Raw genomic sequence first — 15,741 nt, 5'->3', positions numbered from 1 at the left:
ACGTCCACGGGCCGATGACCGATGCCGGGCCGCGCACCTACGATCACGACATGCCCGCCACCCCGTCGCTCCCCCTGATCAAGCGTGTGCCTCCGGGTGCGTGGATCGCGCTGGTCTGGTACGCGAGCACACTCTTCACGCTTTTGACCACGTTCAGGCTGCCCGGAGAGACGGAGCCGGAGAAGTGGGCGGCGGCCCAGCTGTACCGCTGGGACGGCCTGACGTTCCTCGCGCTGTCCACCGTGATGGCGCTGTACGGCGCCCGGCTGTTGTCCCGGCGACCGCTGCGAGCCCTCACGCTGCTGATCCTGGCCTCGATCGGCGAGACGACCACCATCGGGGTGGGCGAGCTGCCGATGGCCCAGTACCTCGCGCCCATCCTGGCGCTGTACTTCATCGCGGCGACGCGGCCGCGCCGCATCGCTGTCGTCGCCCTGACCATGGGGGTCGGCACTCTGGTCGTCTTCATCGCCACACGGCTGCTGTGCGGGTGGTCTGTCGGCATGTCGGCGGAGCTGGCCGTGGCCCTGGTGGCGGTGATCAGCTGGCTGCTGGGCAACTCCGCGCATGAGGCCCGTGTACACGCCGAGCGGCTCAGCGCGCAGACCGCGGCGCAGGCGGTGACGGCTGAACGGCTGTGCATAGCCCGCGAGATGCACGACACGGTGGCCCACAGCATCGGCATCATCGCCCTCCAGGCGGGCGCGGCGGCCCGCGTGGCGACGACCCAGCCGGACGCGGCGCGCGAGGCGATGCGGGCGGTGGAGACGACGGGCCGGGAGACCCTGGCCGGGCTGCGGCGGATGCTCGTGGCGCTGCGGGCGGCCGACGCGGGGCCCGGGGAGGGCACGGAGGCGGCGGTGCGGCCCGCCGCCGGGCTGGACGACGTGGACCGGCTGGCCGCCGCCACGACGGCAGCGGGCGTGCGCGTCGAGGTGCGGCGTCTGGGCGAGCCCCGCCGCCTGCCCCCGGACGTCGACCTGTCGGCGTTCCGGATCATTCAGGAGTCGGTCACCAACGTCGTACGGCATTCGGGTACGCACGCGTGCCGCGTGACCGTGGATTACGGCGACGACGACATCGCCCTCGAGGTGACGGACGACGGCCGGGGCCACGGCACGTCGACGGACACGGGCTTCGGACTGGCGGGCATGCGCGAACGAGTCGCGCTGCTGCACGGCGACTTCAGTGCCGCACCGCTCCCGGAGGGCGGCTTCCGGGTGGCGGCGCGGCTGCCGGTGCCGGCGGGTGTCCGATGACCGTTCGCGTCGTCCTCGCCGACGACCAGCAGCTGATCCGTACGGCGCTGTGCATGGTGATGGCGGACCTCGAGGACGTGGAGGTGGTGGGGGAGGCGAGCACGGGCGGGGAGGCGGTGACGCTGACCGGGGAACTCGACCCCGACGTGGTCGTCATGGACATCCGCATGCCGGAGATGGACGGCATAGAGGCGACGCGCAGAATCACGGCGGGGTCGTCCGCCGCACGGATCGTGGTCCTGACGACGTTCGACGACGACGATTACGTGTACGGGGCCCTGCGCGCGGGCGCGTCCGGTTTCCTGGTGAAGGACATGGCGCTGGACGACATCATCGGCGCGGTACGGGTCGTGGCGGCGGGCGACGCCTTGATCGCGCCCAGCGTGACCCGCCGCCTGATCCAGGACTTCGCGGCGCTCCCCGCACCGTCCCGCGGCCGCCGGGAGCTGACGGGCATCACGGGCCGTGAGCGAGAGGTGCTGACCCTGGTCGGCACAGGCCTGTCCAACACCGAGATAGCCGCCGAGCTGTGCATCAGCGTGGCGACGGCGAAGACGTACCTGACCCGCCTGCTGACCAAGCTGGACGCGCGGGATCGCGTCCAGCTGGTGATCATGGCGTACGAGGCGGGGCTGGTGTCGGTGACCTAGCCGGTCCGCTCAGCGGCTCAGAGACGAACCCACCGTGGTGGAGGCGTGGCGAAGGACTCTTCCTGGAAGAATCGGCGTGCTGAGTGGACGCCGTTTCGCGGGGGTGGTGTGTGTGCCGGACGAGGCGTGGGTGGGTTTGGCGGAAGCGGTGCGTGGAGTGCGCGCCGAGTTGCAGGCCGCGATGGCCGAGGGCCGGGGCCAGGAGCTGCAGTTCGAAGTGGGCCCGGTGGAGCTGGAGTTCGCTGTCGACGTCCGCATGGAGAGAGGGGCCGACGCAAGCGCGAAGGTGTATGTGCTGTCGCTGGGCGGCCGGAAGAGCCAGGCGTCGACGGACACGCACCGTCTGAAGATCACGTTGCAGCCGGTGGACGGGCGGGGCGATCCGGCACGGGTCCGCAGCCAGGTCGACGAGCTGCCCGCCGAGTAGATCCGATGGCGGACGCGGTCTTCGATCTGCGCCGGCTGGTCGAGGTCTGGGCGGCGCCGGCGGCCGGCAAGGGCGGCTCGCTGGGGACGGGCACCCTGCTCGCCGCGCGACTGGTGCTGACGGCGCGACATGTCCTCGCGGACGACCGTGGTGCGCTGCATCCGCGGATCCTGGTCCGGCTGGACGGCGGCCGACTCTGCGCGGCCACCGTGGTGTGGGAGGACGTCGCGCTGGACGCGGCGCTGGTACAGGTCGTCCGCGGTGCCGACGACGGGCCGGACCCGTGGCAGCCACGGGCAGGGCTCCTGCCACCCAGGTTCGGCAGGCTGGTGGGCCAGGGAGTCCGCGTGGCGTGCCAGGCCACGGGGTTCCCGGACAGCCTGACCCCGCAGGGTACCGAGCGGGAGATCGACCAGGTCGACGGGCACATCAACCCCGCCGCCGGGACCCGGGCCCGGCGCTACCTGATCACTGCCGCGCATCGGCCCGACCAGCAGCGCCAGGCCCCGCAGTCCCGACGGGCGAGCTGGCACGGCATTTCCGGAGCCGCCGTCACCTGCGGTCACCTGATCACCGGGGTGGTCGTCGAGGACACCCCGGGCTTCGCGTCCAGCCGCCTGACCGCGGTGCCCCTGCACGCGCTTTCCCGCGAAGACGGCTTCCGTCGCGCGGTCGAGGAAGCCACCGGGCGCCGCCTGGTACTCGAGCCGGTCGAACTCCAGGACCACCTCACACCCTGGCACCCCGCGCTTCCTCCGGCATCGCCCGCGGCGTTGCTGCGCCCGGAATACGAGGTCGTCGCGTTCCGGCTCCGGCCCGAGCTCGAGACACTGCTGGAGTGGTGCCACAACACCTCCGTGCTGTCAGGACGGCTGATGACCGGTCCGGGCGGGCAGGGCAAGACCCGCCTGGCCCGTGAACTCGCCCTGCGCGTCGCCGACGACGGCTGGGCCGTGGGTCGGCTGGCCTCCACCGGCATCGACACGCACCACCTCTTCAGGGCCCTGTCCCGTGTGGCGCAGCGACTGCTGTTGATCGTCGACTACGCGGAAACCCGCACCGAGACGCTCACCGCGCTCCTCACCCATCTCGCTCAGCACCCCACCGGACACCCGGTGCGCCTGCTCCTGCTGGGCCGCACCGAAGGCGACTGGTGGCACAAATTGCGCCGGGACACCGCCTCCACAGCCGCCCTCCACCCGTCGCCGCTGTGGCTGCAGCATCTCGAATCCGGCGACGAACGCTCCGTGACCGAGGCGTATCGGGGGACAGCGGAGCAGTTGGCGCAGGCGCTGGCCCGTCTGCCCGGCTACACGCACATCACCGCACCCACCGAACCCCAGGTCGCGCCGGGGGTCGGTCATGCCCTGACACTTCACATGACCGCCCTCGCCGAGCTCCTGACCGGCACCACGGCGTCCGGGGGTCCCGAGGACGTGCTCCTCCATCACGAGCACGCCTACTGGGACCGCGTGGCCGACCATCACGACCTCGGCTCGGAACACCAGCGCACCTCTGCCCTCACCACTGCCTTCCTGACCGGGGCCGGCACGCACGCCGAGGCGGCCGACACGCTTGCTCTCGTGCCGGGTCTTCGCGGCGACAGCCTCGAAGACATCAGGCTGCGCCTCGCCACATGGATCCACGACCTGTATCCACCCGACGCCCTCGGCACCTACTGGGGCAGCCTGCAACCCGATCGGCTGGCCGAACACCACCTCGCCCAGGCCCTGAGCAGGCAGCCCGCCCTGATCGACGCCGTCCTGCCGCGTCTCAACCACGGCCAGGCCCTTCACGCCCTGACCGTGCTCACCCGCGTCCTCGCCCAGCCGGACGCGCCGCACGCACTGGGTCGGCAACTCCGGGAATCGATCACCACCCACCGCGCCACACTCGCGTTGCCCGCCATCACCATCGCCGCCCAGGCCCACAACCCGCTGCCACTGCTGGGAGCGCTGGACCGCGTGTGCTCCGACCCGGACCTTCCCCTCGACCTAGCCGGACGGCTCTACAAGGCCATCCCCCAGCAGAGTCGGCGCATCGCCGAACACGCCGTGGCCCTCACACGCCGGCACATCGCCCATCACCGGTCCGCCGTCACCGCCTCCTCCACGGCCGACCGGAAAACAGACGACTTCGCGGAGAACGCCCAGCTGGCCAACTGGTTCAATGAACAGTCGACACGGCTGGCGGCGCTCGCACGACCGGATCAGGCGCTGGAGGCCAGCACCCGGGCGGCGGACCTGTACGAACGGCTGGCCGCCGAGCGGCCGGACGCGTGTCTGCCCGACCTGGCGAAGTCTCTGAACAACCACTCGAACTCGTTGGCGGAGCTGGGGCGCCACGAGGAGGCGCTGCAGGCGAACATCCGCTCTCTCGAACTGTACGAACGTCTGGCGGACGAGCGGCCGGAAGCGTTCCTGTCCGATCTGGCCAGATCGCTCAACACACAATCGGTGAACCTGTGGGAGGTGGGGCGGCGGGACGAGGCACTGCATGCGAGCACCCGGGCTCTGGAGATCCGGGAGCGCCTGGCCGCCGAGCAGCCGGACAGGTTCCTGTCCGAGCTGGCGATGTCGCTGTCCACCCATTCGGTGAACCTCTGGGAGGTGGGGCGGCGGGACGAGGCGCTGCCGATGAGTGCCCGGGCCTTGGAGATCCGGGAGCGTCTGGCCGCCGAGCTGCCGGATGCGTTCCTGTCCGATCTGGCCAGATCGCTCAACACCCATTCGGTGAACCTGTGGGAGGTGGGGCGGCGGGACGAGGCGCTGCGGATGGGTGCCCGCGCTTTGGAGATCCGGGAGCGGCTGGCCGCCGAGCTGCCGGATGTCTTCCTGTCCGACCTGGCTCTGTCACTGCACAACAGGTCAGTGGACCTGGTGGAGTTGGGGCGGCGGGAGGACGCGCTGGAGCCGGGCATGCGTGCTGTGGAGATCCGTGAGCGGCTGGCCGCCGAGCGGCCGGACATGTTCCTGCCCGGCCTGGCCAACACGCTGTCCAACCAGGCGATGAACCTGTGGGAGCTGGGACGGCGAGCTGAATCACTGCGGATGAGCACCCGCGCCCTCGAGATCCGTGAGCGGCTGGCCGCCGAGCGGCCGGAGGTCTACCTGCCCAAACTGGTGGTGTCACTGGACGACCACTCGTGGCACCTGGCGGAGTTCGGGCGGTTGCAGGATGCGCTGGCGACGGTCGGACGCGCCACCGAGTTGTACGAACGTCTGGCGGATGAGCGGCCGGACGAGTTCCTGCCCGACCTGGTGAGGACCCTGGACAACCGGTCCCACTGGTTGCGGAGCGTGGGTCGGCACCAGGAGGCGCTCGACGCGAGTGCGCGTGTTGTGGAGATTCGCGAACGCCTGGCGGCCGAGCGGCCGGACGAGCTCCTGCCCGATCTGGCGAAGTCCATGGACGACCACTCCGGCTGGTTGAGCGAGATGGGCCGACGCCAGGAGGCGTTGGAGACGAGCACGCGTTCCGCGGAGCTGTACGAGCAGTTGGCTGCCGACCGCCCCGAGGTCTTGTACGACCTGGCGAGGTCCCGGCACAACCAGGCCACGAGGTTGGGCCAGGTGGGCCGGCACCTGGAGGCGCTGGAGACGAGCACGCGTTCCCTGGAGCTCTACGAGCAACTGGCTGTGGACAACCCCCGGCACTTGTACGACTTGGCCGCCTTGCTGAACGACCAGTGCTTCTGGCTGGGCGAGCTGAAGCGAGACGAGGAAGCCCTGCGGCTGGCGACACGCGCCATCGAACTGTGTGCTCCGCTGGTTGCCGACCGCCCCGAGGTCTTGCCCGAGCTGGCGAGGGCGTTCAACAACCAGTCCGTCTGGTTGAGGCGGAAGGGGCAGCTCCCAGAGGCGCTGGATGCGAGCACCCGCGCTGTAGAGCTGTACGAGCGGCTGAACGCCGAGCGGCGGGACGAGTTTCTGCCCGACCTGGCAAGGTCTCTGAACAACCGGTCGGCGGATCTGTGGCAGCTGGGGCAGCTCGAGGAGGCCCTGGAGACGAACGAGCGGGCCGTTCAGATGTACGAGCAGCTGGCGGCGGAGCACCCCGACAAGTTCACGGCCGGCCTCAAGTGGGCCAGGGCCACTCTTACCGGGTCCGTCGAGGAGTAGCCGCCATGCTGTGGATGAACTCCGCCCACGCCGCCCAGCCGATGAGCAGTACGGGACCGCCGGGGACCTTGCTGTCGCGGACGGGGACGACGTCGGGGGCTCCGTCGGCGACCTCGAGGCAGTTGCCGCCCTCGCCGTTGCTGTAGCTGCTCTTGCACCAGCGGGCGTTGATCAGCTCGTACTCGCGCATCGTCTGAAGTCCTCCGCCGCCGCTTCGATCAAGGGGAGGGACGCCGTTGGCGACACCGCGGCGGCCCTGAGTAGATCGTATGCGCGCTGTGCACGCTTCACCACCGCCGGTTCGTCGACGAGCGTTCCCGAAAACGAGGTCTCTGTATAGGCGGTTGGCGGGGCGTCCTCGAACTCCATGAGCCTCAGGTCCCCGATCATGGCGGTATGCGCACCCTGCGCGTACGGAAGTACCTGCACCAGCGCCTTCCGCCCCCGCGCCATCCCGGCGACGTGCTCCAACTGCTCGGCCATCGCCGCCGGGCCGCCCACCGGGATACGCAGCACGTTCTCGTGCAGCACGATCCAGTACTCGGGCCTTGTAGTGTCGGCCAGGACGCGTGCCCGCTCCAGCCGCGCGGCCACTGTCTCCTCCACGTAACCGTTGGTGGCGAACGGATTGTTGGCCACAGTCACGGCGCTCGCGTACGCGGCCGTCTGCAACAACCCCGGCACCAGCGTCGGCGCGAACTCGCAGATCTTCGTCGCCAGCCGCTCCAACTCCACGACCTCGACGAAGTAATCCGCATACCGCTTGTCGTCAATCAGCTTTCGCCATGTGCGCTCGAAAAAACCCTCGGTTTGCAGGACCTCGTCGATTCGCTGCGCCACATCCAACTGCGGTTTCCGAATGGCCTGTTCGAACTGGCCGATGTATCCGCCGGAGACGAAAACCCGTGCGCCCAGCTCCACTTGGGTGAATCCCGTGTTCTCCCGCCGGCGTTTCAGCTCCGCGCCGAAGAACTCCCACGCCGCCTGGCGCACACCGTTGGCCATAGCCCAACGCCCCTCCGCTGCCTCGCACTTGTAGGGCACAGACACCTGTCGAGTGTAGATGCAGAGCGTCACCATAGGGATGCGAAGCGTAAAACCCGAAAGGGAAGGGGAGCACGGTGGCTGCAGTACACGTACCACTCGGGGGACGAGACTCGGCGCGCTGCGTCGAAGAGGCAGAGGAGACCGTGAAGGAATTGCGGACGGCGCTCGCGGACGCCGGAATCACGTTGCCGTCGCTCCGGATCGACCCGGGGAGTCCCGCGCGCGAGGCTCCCCGACCGCTCGTGGAATTGGGCGGCTGCCGCGTCGACGTCGCCGCGCGGCTCGCGGCGGCACTCCGCACGCAGCGGGCCACGGGGGTGTGATGCAGAAGCCGCCGATCGGTTCGTACGCGGTCGACATCCGTACCGGGAGGGTAGGCGTGGTGATGGGACACGAGGGCCCGTACGTACAGCTGAGACCGTACGGCGGGGGCAAGGAGTGGGACGTGGAGCCGGAGGTGGTGCGCGTCGCGACCCAGGCGGAGCGCCTGAGCGCGGCGACCGCGTACGCCAACGCACGCAGCCGCGGCGAGGTCTCTTGAAGCAGCGGATCCGCGGACCCTGCGGCGCTGGGTGTGGCATGACGTAAGGTGCGGGCGCATGGCCTTGTGGAACTTGACGAGATGGAGAAGGCCGCGGGCCGAGCGCCGGTACCCCGTCCCGCTCACGATGCACCAGTTGTGGATGGTGTCGCTGAGCGCGCCGGTCAGCCAGGACCGGAGCGCCTCCCGGACCACCCTGTACCCGTTCACGCGGATCGACGACGACAGCGCGCGGCGGTGGCTGGCCGACCAGTGGGAGATCACCTCCCGTGAGAAGCTGATCCGTCGGCTCGGCGGGCTGGCGCGCAACGGCTACCGGGCGCGGGCCCACCGGCTCCTCGGCGTCGCGCCGCTGGCCTGGGACACCGCGCTGTACGTCGACATCGCCCGCCGCGGATTCGGCTGCGGGATGATCACGGAGGGGGAGGCCTGGACCGCGCTGAAGGGCATCGTGCCGGCGGTCGCAGGGACCTACGCCTCCTGGCAGGAGTACTCCGACCACTATCTGCTGGGGCGCAAGGTCTGGCTGGACGGGCTCCAGGGGAAACCGGGGGTGGACCTTCCCGCCCCGCAGGCCGTTGCCGACGCGCATCTGCGCTCCCTGCTCGACCCGGCGAACCGGGACAGCCCCTGGAACCTGGCACCGTGGGACGCCATCCGCCACCCCGACCACGCGCGCGGGCTCCGTACGCGAGAATGAGTCCATGAGTCTGTTCCGCGACGACGGCATCGTGCTGCGCACCCAGAAGCTGGGTGAGGCGGACCGGATCATCACGCTGCTCACGCGCGGTCACGGTCGCGTACGTGCCGTGGCCCGCGGAGTGCGGCGGACCAAGTCCAAGTTCGGGGCCCGGCTGGAACCCTTCTCGCATGTGGACGTGCAGTTCTTCGCGCGCGGGAGCGAACTGGTGGGGCGCGGGCTGCCGCTGTGCACACAGAGCGAGACCATCGCTCCCTACGGGGGCGGGATCGTGACGGACTACGCCCGCTACACCGCCGGGACCGCCATGCTGGAGACCGCCGAGCGGTTCACCGATCACGAGGGGGAGCCGGCGGTCCAGCAGTATCTGCTGCTCGTCGGGGGGCTCAGGACCCTTGCCCGGGGTGAGCATGCGCCGCATCTCGTCCTCGACGCCTTTCTGCTGCGCTCCCTCGCCGTCAACGGCTACGCGCCCAGTTTCAGCGACTGCGCGAAGTGCGGTATGCCGGGGCCGAACCGGTTCTTCTCGGTGGCCTCGGGTGGGTCCGTCTGCGGCGACTGCCGGGTACCCGGCAGCGTCGTACCCTCGCCGGGGGCCCTCGAACTGCTCGGCGCGCTGCTCACGGGAGACTGGGAGACCGCGGACGCATGCGAGCCGCGGTACGTCCGGGAGGGCAGCGGACTGGTGTCGGCGTATCTGCACTGGCACCTGGAGCGCGGACTGCGCTCGCTTCGGTACGTGGAACAGTAGAGCGAAAGCAGATCGAGGAGACGAGAAGCACATGGCCGTACGCGGGTTCCTGGGGCGCCAGCGCCGCGAGTACACGACCCCGGAGCCGCACCCGTCCGGGGCACGCCCGCCGAAGCTGCCGGGCGAGCTGGTCCCGAACCATGTGGCGATCGTGATGGACGGGAACGGCCGGTGGGCCAAGGAGCGGGGACTGCCGCGCACCGAGGGGCACAAGGTCGGTGCCGAGCGTGTGCTGGACGTGCTGCAGGGCGCGATCGAGATGGGCGTCGGGAACATCTCCCTGTACGCCTTCTCCACCGAGAACTGGAAGCGCTCGCCCGACGAGGTGCGCTTCCTGATGAACTTCAACCGTGACTTCATCCGCAAGACCCGCGACCAGCTCGACGAACTCGGCGTCCGGGTGCGCTGGGTGGGCCGTATGCCCAAGCTGTGGAAGTCGGTGGCCAAGGAACTCCAGGTCGCCCAGGAGCAGACCAAGGGCAACGACCTGCTGACGCTGTACTTCTGCATGAACTACGGCGGCCGTGCCGAGATCGCGGACGCGGCGCAGGCGATGGCCGAGGACGTGAAGGCGGGCAGGCTCGACCCCGCGAAGATCACGGAGAAGACCCTCGCGAAGTACCTCTACTACCCGGACATGCCGGACGTGGACCTGTTCCTGCGGCCGAGCGGCGAGCAGCGCACCTCCAACTACCTGATCTGGCAGAGCGCCTACGCCGAGATGGTCTTCCAGGACGTGCTGTGGCCGGACTTCGACCGGCGCGATCTGTGGCGGGCGTGCCTGGAGTTCGCCTCCCGCGACCGCCGTTTCGGCGGGGCCATCCCGAACGAGGAACTGCTGGCCATGGAGGGCAGGCAGGCCGAGGCCTGAGCCGGGGCATGCAGGGCGGAACCGAACGCCAGGGTTCCGCCCATGGTTCACCAGGGGCGGGACATCGTCCAGGACGCGGACGCCGCCGAACCGGCCTACCGGAGCCGACGTCCTCGCGGGCATCCGGGTACGGGATCGGATGCGCAGGCTCGCGCCGGTGCGGTGGGCGTTCGCGCTGTTCGCGGGATACGCCGTCCTGTGCGCGGCCATGATCTGAGGCATTCCCCGCAAGCGCCGTCTGCGCACCGAGCAGGACGCACAGCGCCCGCGGGCCCTGCTCGACCGGCACCTGGCCTGCGTATGACCGCTGCCCGTGTCGCCCGTGGCTGCGCGGCCGCCGACGTCTTCGCCTTCGCGGGGCTCGTCGTGCTCGTCGGCTTCGGCAGTACGACCGAAATGGAGTCGTTCCCGGGGCTGCGCGAGAACCTGGCGCCGCTGGTCGTCTACATGCCGGCGTTCGCGGCGCTGCTCGCAGCCGGTGGACTGGCGCTCGCCGGACGGCGGTCGTCCGCGGGGTGGGCGGCCGTCGCTGTCCTCGGCGCCCTCATGGCGCTGCGGATGTGGACGCTCACGCCGATGCTGCACTGCTGGTGCTACGACCGGGGTTGACGCCCGCGGCCGCTCAACCGCGGGAAGCCTGCGCGCAGTCCGCGCACGTGCCGAAGATCTCCACCGTGTGGGCGACGTTGACGTAACCGTGCTCGGCGGCGATCGCCTCGGCCCACTTCTCCACCGCCGGGCCCTCGACCTCGACGGCCTTGCCGCAGACCCGGCAGACCAGGTGGTGGTGGTGCTCGCCGGTCGAGCAACGGCGGTAGACGGACTCACCGTCGGAGGTGCGCAGGACGTCGACCTCGCCCGCGTCGGCGAGCGACTGCAGCGTGCGGTAGACCGTCGTCAGGCCCACCGAGTCGCCCTTGTGCTTGAGCATGTCGTGGAGCTCCTGCGCGCTGCGGAACTCGTCGACCTCGTCGAGAGCCGCCGCCACGGCGGCACGCTGGCGGGTGGAACGTCCCTGTACGGGCGGGCCGGCGGTCGTCACCGTTGTCTCCTTTGATGGCTCGTTCGCCTACGGGGCGCGCGTCTCTCGCGGCTCACGGCTGCGCCTTGCCGGGCCATTCTGCCAGCCCGGCCTGTGCGTGGTCAGACTCCGACCTGGTCGGTCGCCCCCCGGGTGGCCGGAATCGCGCACTCGACCGGGTCCCCGGCGGTCTGCGCGGCCGCGGCCGCGCGGGCGCGGCGGCGGGCCAGCGGAGTGGCCAGAGCCGTCAGCGCGATGAACGCGGCGATCGTCAGCAGCACGATCGTCGCGCCGGGCGGTACGTCCTGGTAGTACGACGTGATCGTGCCGCTGATGGTCACGGTCACGCCGATGGCGATCGCGATCGCGAAGGTCGCCGCGAAGCTGCGGCCCAGCTGCTGCGCCGCCGCCACCGGGACGACCATCAGGGCGGAGACCAGGAGCAGGCCCACCACCCGCATCGCGACCGTCACCGTCACCGCCGCCGTGATCGCCGTCAGCAGGTTGAGCGCGCGCACCGGCAGCCCCGTCACCCGCGCGAACTCCTCGTCCTGGCTGACCGCGAAGAGCTGACGGCGCAGCCCCAGGGTGACCAGGACGACGAAGGCCGCCAGCAGGCAGATGGCCGTCAAGTCGGACTGCGAGACCGTCGAGAGCGACCCGAACAGGTACGACGTCAGGTTGGCGTTCGAGCCGCCCGGCGCGAGGTTGATGAACATCACGCCGCCGGCCATGCCACCGTAGAAGAGCATGGCGAGCGCGATGTCGCCGCGCGTCCTGCCGTACCAGCGGATCAGCTCCATCAGGACCGAGCCGAGGACGGAGACGGCCGTCGCCATCCACACCGGTGAGGTAGACAGCAGAAAGCCGAGGCCCACGCCGGTCATCGCCACATGGCCGATGCCGTCGCCCATCAGGGCCTGACGGCGCTGCACGAGGTAGATGCCGACGGCCGGCGCGGTGATGCCGACCAGGACGGCGGCGAGCAGCGCCCGCTGCATGAAGGCGTAGTTCAGGAAGTCCATCAGCTCAGCAGTCCCGTACGGGTCGGTTCGGCGCCCGCCGTCATGTGCGGGTGTACGTGGTCGTGGCCGGGGAGCGCGTGCTGGCCCACGGCCTTCGGGGGCGGCCCGTCGTGCAGGACGCAGCCGTCGCGCAGGACGACCGCCCGGTCGATCAGAGGCTCCAGCGGGCCCAGCTCGTGCAGCACCAGCAGTACGGTCGCACCGGACGCCACCTGGTCCTTGAGCGTGCCCGCGAGCACCTCCTGGCTCGCCAGGTCGACGCCCGCCATCGGCTCGTCCATGATCAGCAGCTCGGGCTCGGAGGCGAGCGCGCGGGCGATCAGCACACGCTGGTGCTGGCCGCCGGACAGCGCGCCCACGGAGTCGTTGGCCCGGTCCGCCATGCCGACCAGTTCCAGGGCCCGGCGTACGGCCTCGTGGTCGGCCTTGCGCAGGACGCCGAAGCGGGCCCGGGAGAGCCGGCCGGAGGACACCACCTCGGTCACCGTGGCGGGCACACCGCCGGCGGCCGTGGTGCGCTGCGGCACGTACCCGACGCGCCGCCAGTCGCGGAAGCGGCGCAGCGGGGTGCCGAACAGCTCGATCTCGCCGGCGCCGCTCTGCACCTGGCCGATGAGGCTGCGTATGACGGTCGACTTGCCCGAGCCGTTCGCGCCGAGCAGCGCGACGACCTCACCGCGGCGCACGGTGAGGTCGATGCCCCGCAGGACGGGGCGCGAGCCCAGGTCGGCGTGTATGCCGCGCAAGCGTATGACGGGCTCGCCCATGGCGTCCTCCGTAACGATCACTTGGTCCCCAGGGCGGTCTGCAGCGCCTTGAGGTTCGCGGCCTGGACCGAGAAGTAGTCCTTGCCGCGGGACTTCGACGTGATGCCCTCGATCGGGTCGAGGACGTCCGTCTTCAGGTTCGCGTCCCGGGCGACGGTCTTCGCGGTCTTGTCGCTGACGAGCGTCTCGTAGAAGACAGTCGTGACGCCGTCGGCCTTCGCCATCTTCTCAAGGTCCCTGACGCGGGCGGCACTGGGCTCGGACTCCGGGTCCAGGCCGTTGATGGCCTCCTCGGTGAGGCCGTAGCGCTCGGCGAGGTAGCCGAAGGCGGCGTGCGTGGTGATGAAGACCTTGCCCTTGGTGTCCTTCAGGCCGTCCGCGAACTGCGTGTTGAGGTCGTCGAGCTTCTTGACCAGCGCGTCCGTGTTCTTCTTGTAGGTGTCCGCGTGGTTCGGGTCCGCCTTCTCGAAGGCCTTGCCGACGCCCTTGGCGACCTCGGCGTAGCGCACCGGGTCGAGCCAGATGTGGGGGTCCTTGCCGCCGGACTCCTCGCCCTGGTGGGTGTCGTGGGAGGCCGCGTGCCCGCCGACCTCGTTGCCGTGCTCCTCCAGGGTGGTCAGGGAGGCGGCGTCGATCTTGGTTTTGACCTCGGACTGGGCCACCGCGTCGTCGACGGAGGGCTGGAGGTTCTTGAGGTAGAGCACCGCGTCGGACTCCTGGAGCTGCGCGGTCTGCCGGGCGCTGATCTCCAGGTCGTGCGGCTCCTGGCCGGGCTGGGTGAGACTGGTGACATGGACGTACTTCCCGCCGATCTGCTCGGCGAGGAAGGCCATCGGATAGAAGGATGCGACGACGTCGAACTTGCCGGTGTCGCCGGCCGCCGCGCTGTCGGAGGAGCAGGCGGAGGTCGCCGCGAGAGTGAGTGCGGTGACCCCGGTCAGGGCGGCCACGGGTATGAGGCGTCGTCGTACGTTCATGACAGTCATTTTCAACAAATATGGAAACCGTCGTCAACAAGCGACCCCGCGAGAGCCCGGTGGACCCGGGTGCCGGCTCCAGGTGCCCTACCGATTTGATTGGAGGGGAGCCCCCGCCGGTAACCTGAAGCATTCGCTCTGAAGCAATGCCCTGAAGCAGTCGCTTCGTCGTCCGTCGTCGTAATGAAGAGAGCACCGTGGCCGCCGACAAGATCGACACCATCGTCAACCTGAGCAAGCGCCGTGGCTTCGTATTCCCGTGCAGCGAGATCTACGGCGGTCAGCGCGCCGCCTGGGACTACGGACCCCTGGGTGTCGAGCTCAAGGAGAACATCAAGCGTCAGTGGTGGCGCTACATGGTCACGTCCCGCGAGGACGTCGTCGGTATCGACTCGTCGGTGATCCTGGCGACCGAGGTCTGGGTGGCCTCCGGTCACGTCGCCACCTTCACCGACCCGCTCACCGAGTGCACCTCCTGTCACAAGCGTTTCCGCGCGGACCACCTGGAGGAGGCGTACGAGGCCAAGCACGGCCGTCTGCCCGAGAACGGTCTCGCGGACATCAACTGCCCGAACTGCGGCACCAAGGGCCAGTTCACCGAGCCCAAGCAGTTCTCGGGTCTGCTCTCGACCCACCTCGGCCCGACGCAGGACAGCGGCTCCATCGCGTACCTGCGCCCGGAGACCGCGCAGGGCATCTTCACCAACTTCAGCCAGGTCCAGCAGACCTCGCGCCGCAAGCCGCCGTTCGGCATCGCGCAGATGGGCAAGTCGTTCCGCAACGAGATCACGCCGGGCAACTTCATCTTCCGCACCCGCGAGTTCGAGCAGATGGAGATGGAGTTCTTCGTCAAGCCGGGCGAGGACGAGAAGTGGCACGACTACTGGATGCAGGAGCGCTGGAACTGGTACACGGGCCTCGGCCTGCGTGAGGAGAACATGCGCTGGTACGAGCACCCGAAGGAGAAGCTCTCCCACTACTCCAAGCGCACGGCCGACATCGAGTACCGCTTCCAGTTCGGCGGCTCGGAGTGGGGGGAGCTCGAGGGTGTCGCCAACCGCACGGACTACGACCTCTCCGCGCACTCCAAGGCCTCCGGTCAGGACCTCTCCTACTTCGACCAGGAGGCGGGCGAGCGCTGGACCCCGTACGTCATCGAGCCCGCGGCCGGTGTCGGCCGCACCATGCTGGCCTTCCTGCTCGACGCCTACGTCGAGGACGAGGCGCCGAACGCCAAGGGCAAGATGGAGAAGCGCACGGTGCTGCGCCTGGACCACCGCCTGGCTCCCGTGAAGGTCGCGGTCCTGCCGCTGTCCCGCAACCCGGAGCTGTCCCCGAAGGCCAAGGGCCTGGCCCGGACGCTGCGCCAGCACTGGAACATCGAGTTCGACGACGCGGGCGCCATCGGCCGCCGCTACCGCCGCCAGGACGAGATCGGCACGCCGTACTGCGTGACGGTCGACTTCGACACGCTCGAGGACAACGCGGTGACGGTGCGTGAGCGCGACTCGATGAAGCAGGAACGCGTGTCGCTGGACCAGATCGAGGGCTACCTGGCCGGTCGGCTGGTCGGCTGCTAGTCAC

Annotated in this window: 17 protein-coding genes; 11 read left to right on the top strand and 6 right to left on the bottom strand. The window is 69.8% G+C overall.

The window, feature by feature from the left end; translation table 11 throughout:
- The first annotated feature begins 50 nt into the window (after positions 1–50).
- From ACZ3TS_RS11580 to ACZ3TS_RS11565, 4 genes are all read left to right on the top strand, one after another.
- Positions 51–1,259, top strand: coding sequence for a sensor histidine kinase (locus tag ACZ3TS_RS11580; RefSeq protein WP_467616276.1), 1,209 nt, complete (start codon positions 51–53; stop codon positions 1,257–1,259).
- Complete coding sequence (locus ACZ3TS_RS11575; protein ID WP_467616273.1) at positions 1,256–1,909, top strand: response regulator; 654 nt, start codon at positions 1,256–1,258, stop codon at positions 1,907–1,909. Before ACZ3TS_RS11580 ends, ACZ3TS_RS11575 begins: the two co-directional genes overlap by 4 nt.
- Before the next feature lie 76 nt (positions 1,910–1,985).
- Positions 1,986–2,336 carry a trypco2 family protein gene (locus ACZ3TS_RS11570; protein WP_467616270.1) on the top strand — a complete coding sequence of 117 codons (351 nt, stop codon included), beginning with the start codon at positions 1,986–1,988 and terminating at the stop codon, positions 2,334–2,336.
- 5 nt (positions 2,337–2,341) lie between these two features.
- The gene (locus ACZ3TS_RS11565; protein WP_467616267.1) at positions 2,342–6,457 is read left to right on the top strand and encodes a tetratricopeptide repeat protein; all 4,116 of its coding nucleotides are present in this window, start codon (positions 2,342–2,344) and stop codon (positions 6,455–6,457) included.
- Here ACZ3TS_RS11565 and ACZ3TS_RS11560 read toward each other — a convergent pair.
- Together ACZ3TS_RS11560 and ACZ3TS_RS11555 are read right to left on the bottom strand one after the other, a co-directional pair.
- The gene (locus tag ACZ3TS_RS11560) at positions 6,435–6,647 is read right to left on the bottom strand and encodes a DUF397 domain-containing protein (protein ID WP_467616265.1); all 213 of its coding nucleotides are present in this window, start codon (positions 6,645–6,647) and stop codon (positions 6,435–6,437) included. The genes ACZ3TS_RS11565 and ACZ3TS_RS11560 overlap by 23 nt on opposite strands.
- Positions 6,629–7,462 carry a helix-turn-helix domain-containing protein gene (locus ACZ3TS_RS11555; RefSeq protein WP_467616533.1) on the bottom strand — a complete coding sequence of 278 codons (834 nt, stop codon included), beginning with the start codon at positions 7,460–7,462 and terminating at the stop codon, positions 6,629–6,631. The genes ACZ3TS_RS11560 and ACZ3TS_RS11555 overlap by 19 nt, the downstream gene beginning before the upstream one ends.
- A gap of 185 nt (positions 7,463–7,647) precedes the next feature.
- Between ACZ3TS_RS11555 and ACZ3TS_RS11550 the strand changes: the two genes are divergently transcribed.
- The 6 genes from ACZ3TS_RS11550 (at position 7,648) to ACZ3TS_RS11525 (ending at position 10,976) form a co-directional block, all read left to right on the top strand.
- Positions 7,648–7,827, top strand: a complete 180-nt coding sequence (locus ACZ3TS_RS11550; protein WP_467616263.1) for a hypothetical protein — start codon at positions 7,648–7,650, stop codon at positions 7,825–7,827.
- Positions 7,827–8,045 carry a hypothetical protein gene (locus tag ACZ3TS_RS11545; protein WP_467616261.1) on the top strand — a complete coding sequence of 73 codons (219 nt, stop codon included), beginning with the start codon at positions 7,827–7,829 and terminating at the stop codon, positions 8,043–8,045. Before ACZ3TS_RS11550 ends, ACZ3TS_RS11545 begins: the two co-directional genes overlap by 1 nt.
- Positions 8,046–8,103: 58 nt before the next feature.
- On the top strand, positions 8,104–8,745 hold the full coding sequence (locus tag ACZ3TS_RS11540; protein WP_467616260.1) for a DUF1266 domain-containing protein: 642 nt from the start codon (positions 8,104–8,106) through the stop codon (positions 8,743–8,745).
- 4 nt (positions 8,746–8,749) lie between these two features.
- Complete coding sequence (gene recO / locus ACZ3TS_RS11535) at positions 8,750–9,496, top strand: DNA repair protein RecO (protein WP_467616259.1); 747 nt, start codon at positions 8,750–8,752, stop codon at positions 9,494–9,496.
- A gap of 31 nt (positions 9,497–9,527) precedes the next feature.
- A complete protein-coding gene (locus ACZ3TS_RS11530) occupies positions 9,528–10,367 on the top strand; it encodes an isoprenyl transferase (protein ID WP_467616256.1) in 840 nt (279 codons plus the stop codon).
- A 300-nt stretch (positions 10,368–10,667) separates the two neighbouring features.
- Positions 10,668–10,976, top strand: coding sequence for a hypothetical protein (locus ACZ3TS_RS11525; protein ID WP_467616255.1), 309 nt, complete (start codon positions 10,668–10,670; stop codon positions 10,974–10,976).
- A 13-nt stretch (positions 10,977–10,989) separates the two neighbouring features.
- On the opposite strand, the gene ACZ3TS_RS11520 is transcribed toward ACZ3TS_RS11525, so the two are convergent.
- From ACZ3TS_RS11520 to ACZ3TS_RS11505, 4 genes are all read right to left on the bottom strand, one after another.
- On the bottom strand, positions 10,990–11,409 hold the full coding sequence (locus ACZ3TS_RS11520; RefSeq protein WP_467616252.1) for a Fur family transcriptional regulator: 420 nt from the start codon (positions 11,407–11,409) through the stop codon (positions 10,990–10,992).
- 101 nt (positions 11,410–11,510) lie between these two features.
- On the bottom strand, positions 11,511–12,413 hold the full coding sequence (locus ACZ3TS_RS11515; protein WP_467616250.1) for a metal ABC transporter permease: 903 nt from the start codon (positions 12,411–12,413) through the stop codon (positions 11,511–11,513).
- On the bottom strand, positions 12,413–13,180 hold the full coding sequence (locus ACZ3TS_RS11510) for a metal ABC transporter ATP-binding protein (protein ID WP_467616247.1): 768 nt from the start codon (positions 13,178–13,180) through the stop codon (positions 12,413–12,415). The genes ACZ3TS_RS11515 and ACZ3TS_RS11510 overlap by 1 nt, the downstream gene beginning before the upstream one ends.
- Before the next feature lie 17 nt (positions 13,181–13,197).
- The gene (locus ACZ3TS_RS11505; protein WP_467616245.1) at positions 13,198–14,157 is read right to left on the bottom strand and encodes a metal ABC transporter substrate-binding protein; all 960 of its coding nucleotides are present in this window, start codon (positions 14,155–14,157) and stop codon (positions 13,198–13,200) included.
- Between the two features lie 197 nt (positions 14,158–14,354).
- On the opposite strand from ACZ3TS_RS11505, the gene ACZ3TS_RS11500 reads away from it, so the two are divergent.
- Positions 14,355–15,737: a glycine--tRNA ligase gene (locus ACZ3TS_RS11500; protein WP_467616242.1), complete on the top strand. Its 1,383-nt coding sequence runs from the start codon at positions 14,355–14,357 to the stop codon at positions 15,735–15,737.
- Positions 15,738–15,741 lie beyond the last annotated feature (4 nt).

Source organism: Streptomyces sp. NPDC022910, assembly GCF_055561075.1.
Note: the sequence above shows the minus strand (reverse complement) of the source record. Positions and strands in the feature narration are given on the sequence as shown.

Excerpts from the sequence above, each read along its gene's own strand:
- ACZ3TS_RS11580 (WP_467616276.1), top strand. The coding sequence starts at position 51 with ATGCCCGCCACCCCGTCGCTCCCCCTGATCAAGCGTGTGCCTCCGGGT.
- ACZ3TS_RS11575 (WP_467616273.1), top strand. The coding sequence starts at position 1,256 with ATGACCGTTCGCGTCGTCCTCGCCGACGACCAGCAGCTGATCCGTACG.
- ACZ3TS_RS11565 (WP_467616267.1), top strand. The coding sequence starts at position 2,342 with ATGGCGGACGCGGTCTTCGATCTGCGCCGGCTGGTCGAGGTCTGGGCG.
- ACZ3TS_RS11560 (WP_467616265.1), bottom strand. The coding sequence starts at position 6,647 with ATGCGCGAGTACGAGCTGATCAACGCCCGCTGGTGCAAGAGCAGCTAC.
- ACZ3TS_RS11555 (WP_467616533.1), bottom strand. The coding sequence starts at position 7,462 with ATGGCCAACGGTGTGCGCCAGGCGGCGTGGGAGTTCTTCGGCGCGGAG.
- ACZ3TS_RS11545 (WP_467616261.1), top strand. The coding sequence starts at position 7,827 with ATGCAGAAGCCGCCGATCGGTTCGTACGCGGTCGACATCCGTACCGGG.
- ACZ3TS_RS11540 (WP_467616260.1), top strand. The coding sequence starts at position 8,104 with ATGGCCTTGTGGAACTTGACGAGATGGAGAAGGCCGCGGGCCGAGCGC.
- recO (WP_467616259.1), top strand. The coding sequence starts at position 8,750 with ATGAGTCTGTTCCGCGACGACGGCATCGTGCTGCGCACCCAGAAGCTG.
- ACZ3TS_RS11530 (WP_467616256.1), top strand. The coding sequence starts at position 9,528 with ATGGCCGTACGCGGGTTCCTGGGGCGCCAGCGCCGCGAGTACACGACC.
- ACZ3TS_RS11525 (WP_467616255.1), top strand. The coding sequence starts at position 10,668 with ATGACCGCTGCCCGTGTCGCCCGTGGCTGCGCGGCCGCCGACGTCTTC.
- ACZ3TS_RS11515 (WP_467616250.1), bottom strand. The coding sequence starts at position 12,413 with ATGGACTTCCTGAACTACGCCTTCATGCAGCGGGCGCTGCTCGCCGCC.
- ACZ3TS_RS11510 (WP_467616247.1), bottom strand. The coding sequence starts at position 13,180 with ATGGGCGAGCCCGTCATACGCTTGCGCGGCATACACGCCGACCTGGGC.
- ACZ3TS_RS11505 (WP_467616245.1), bottom strand. The coding sequence starts at position 14,157 with ATGAACGTACGACGACGCCTCATACCCGTGGCCGCCCTGACCGGGGTC.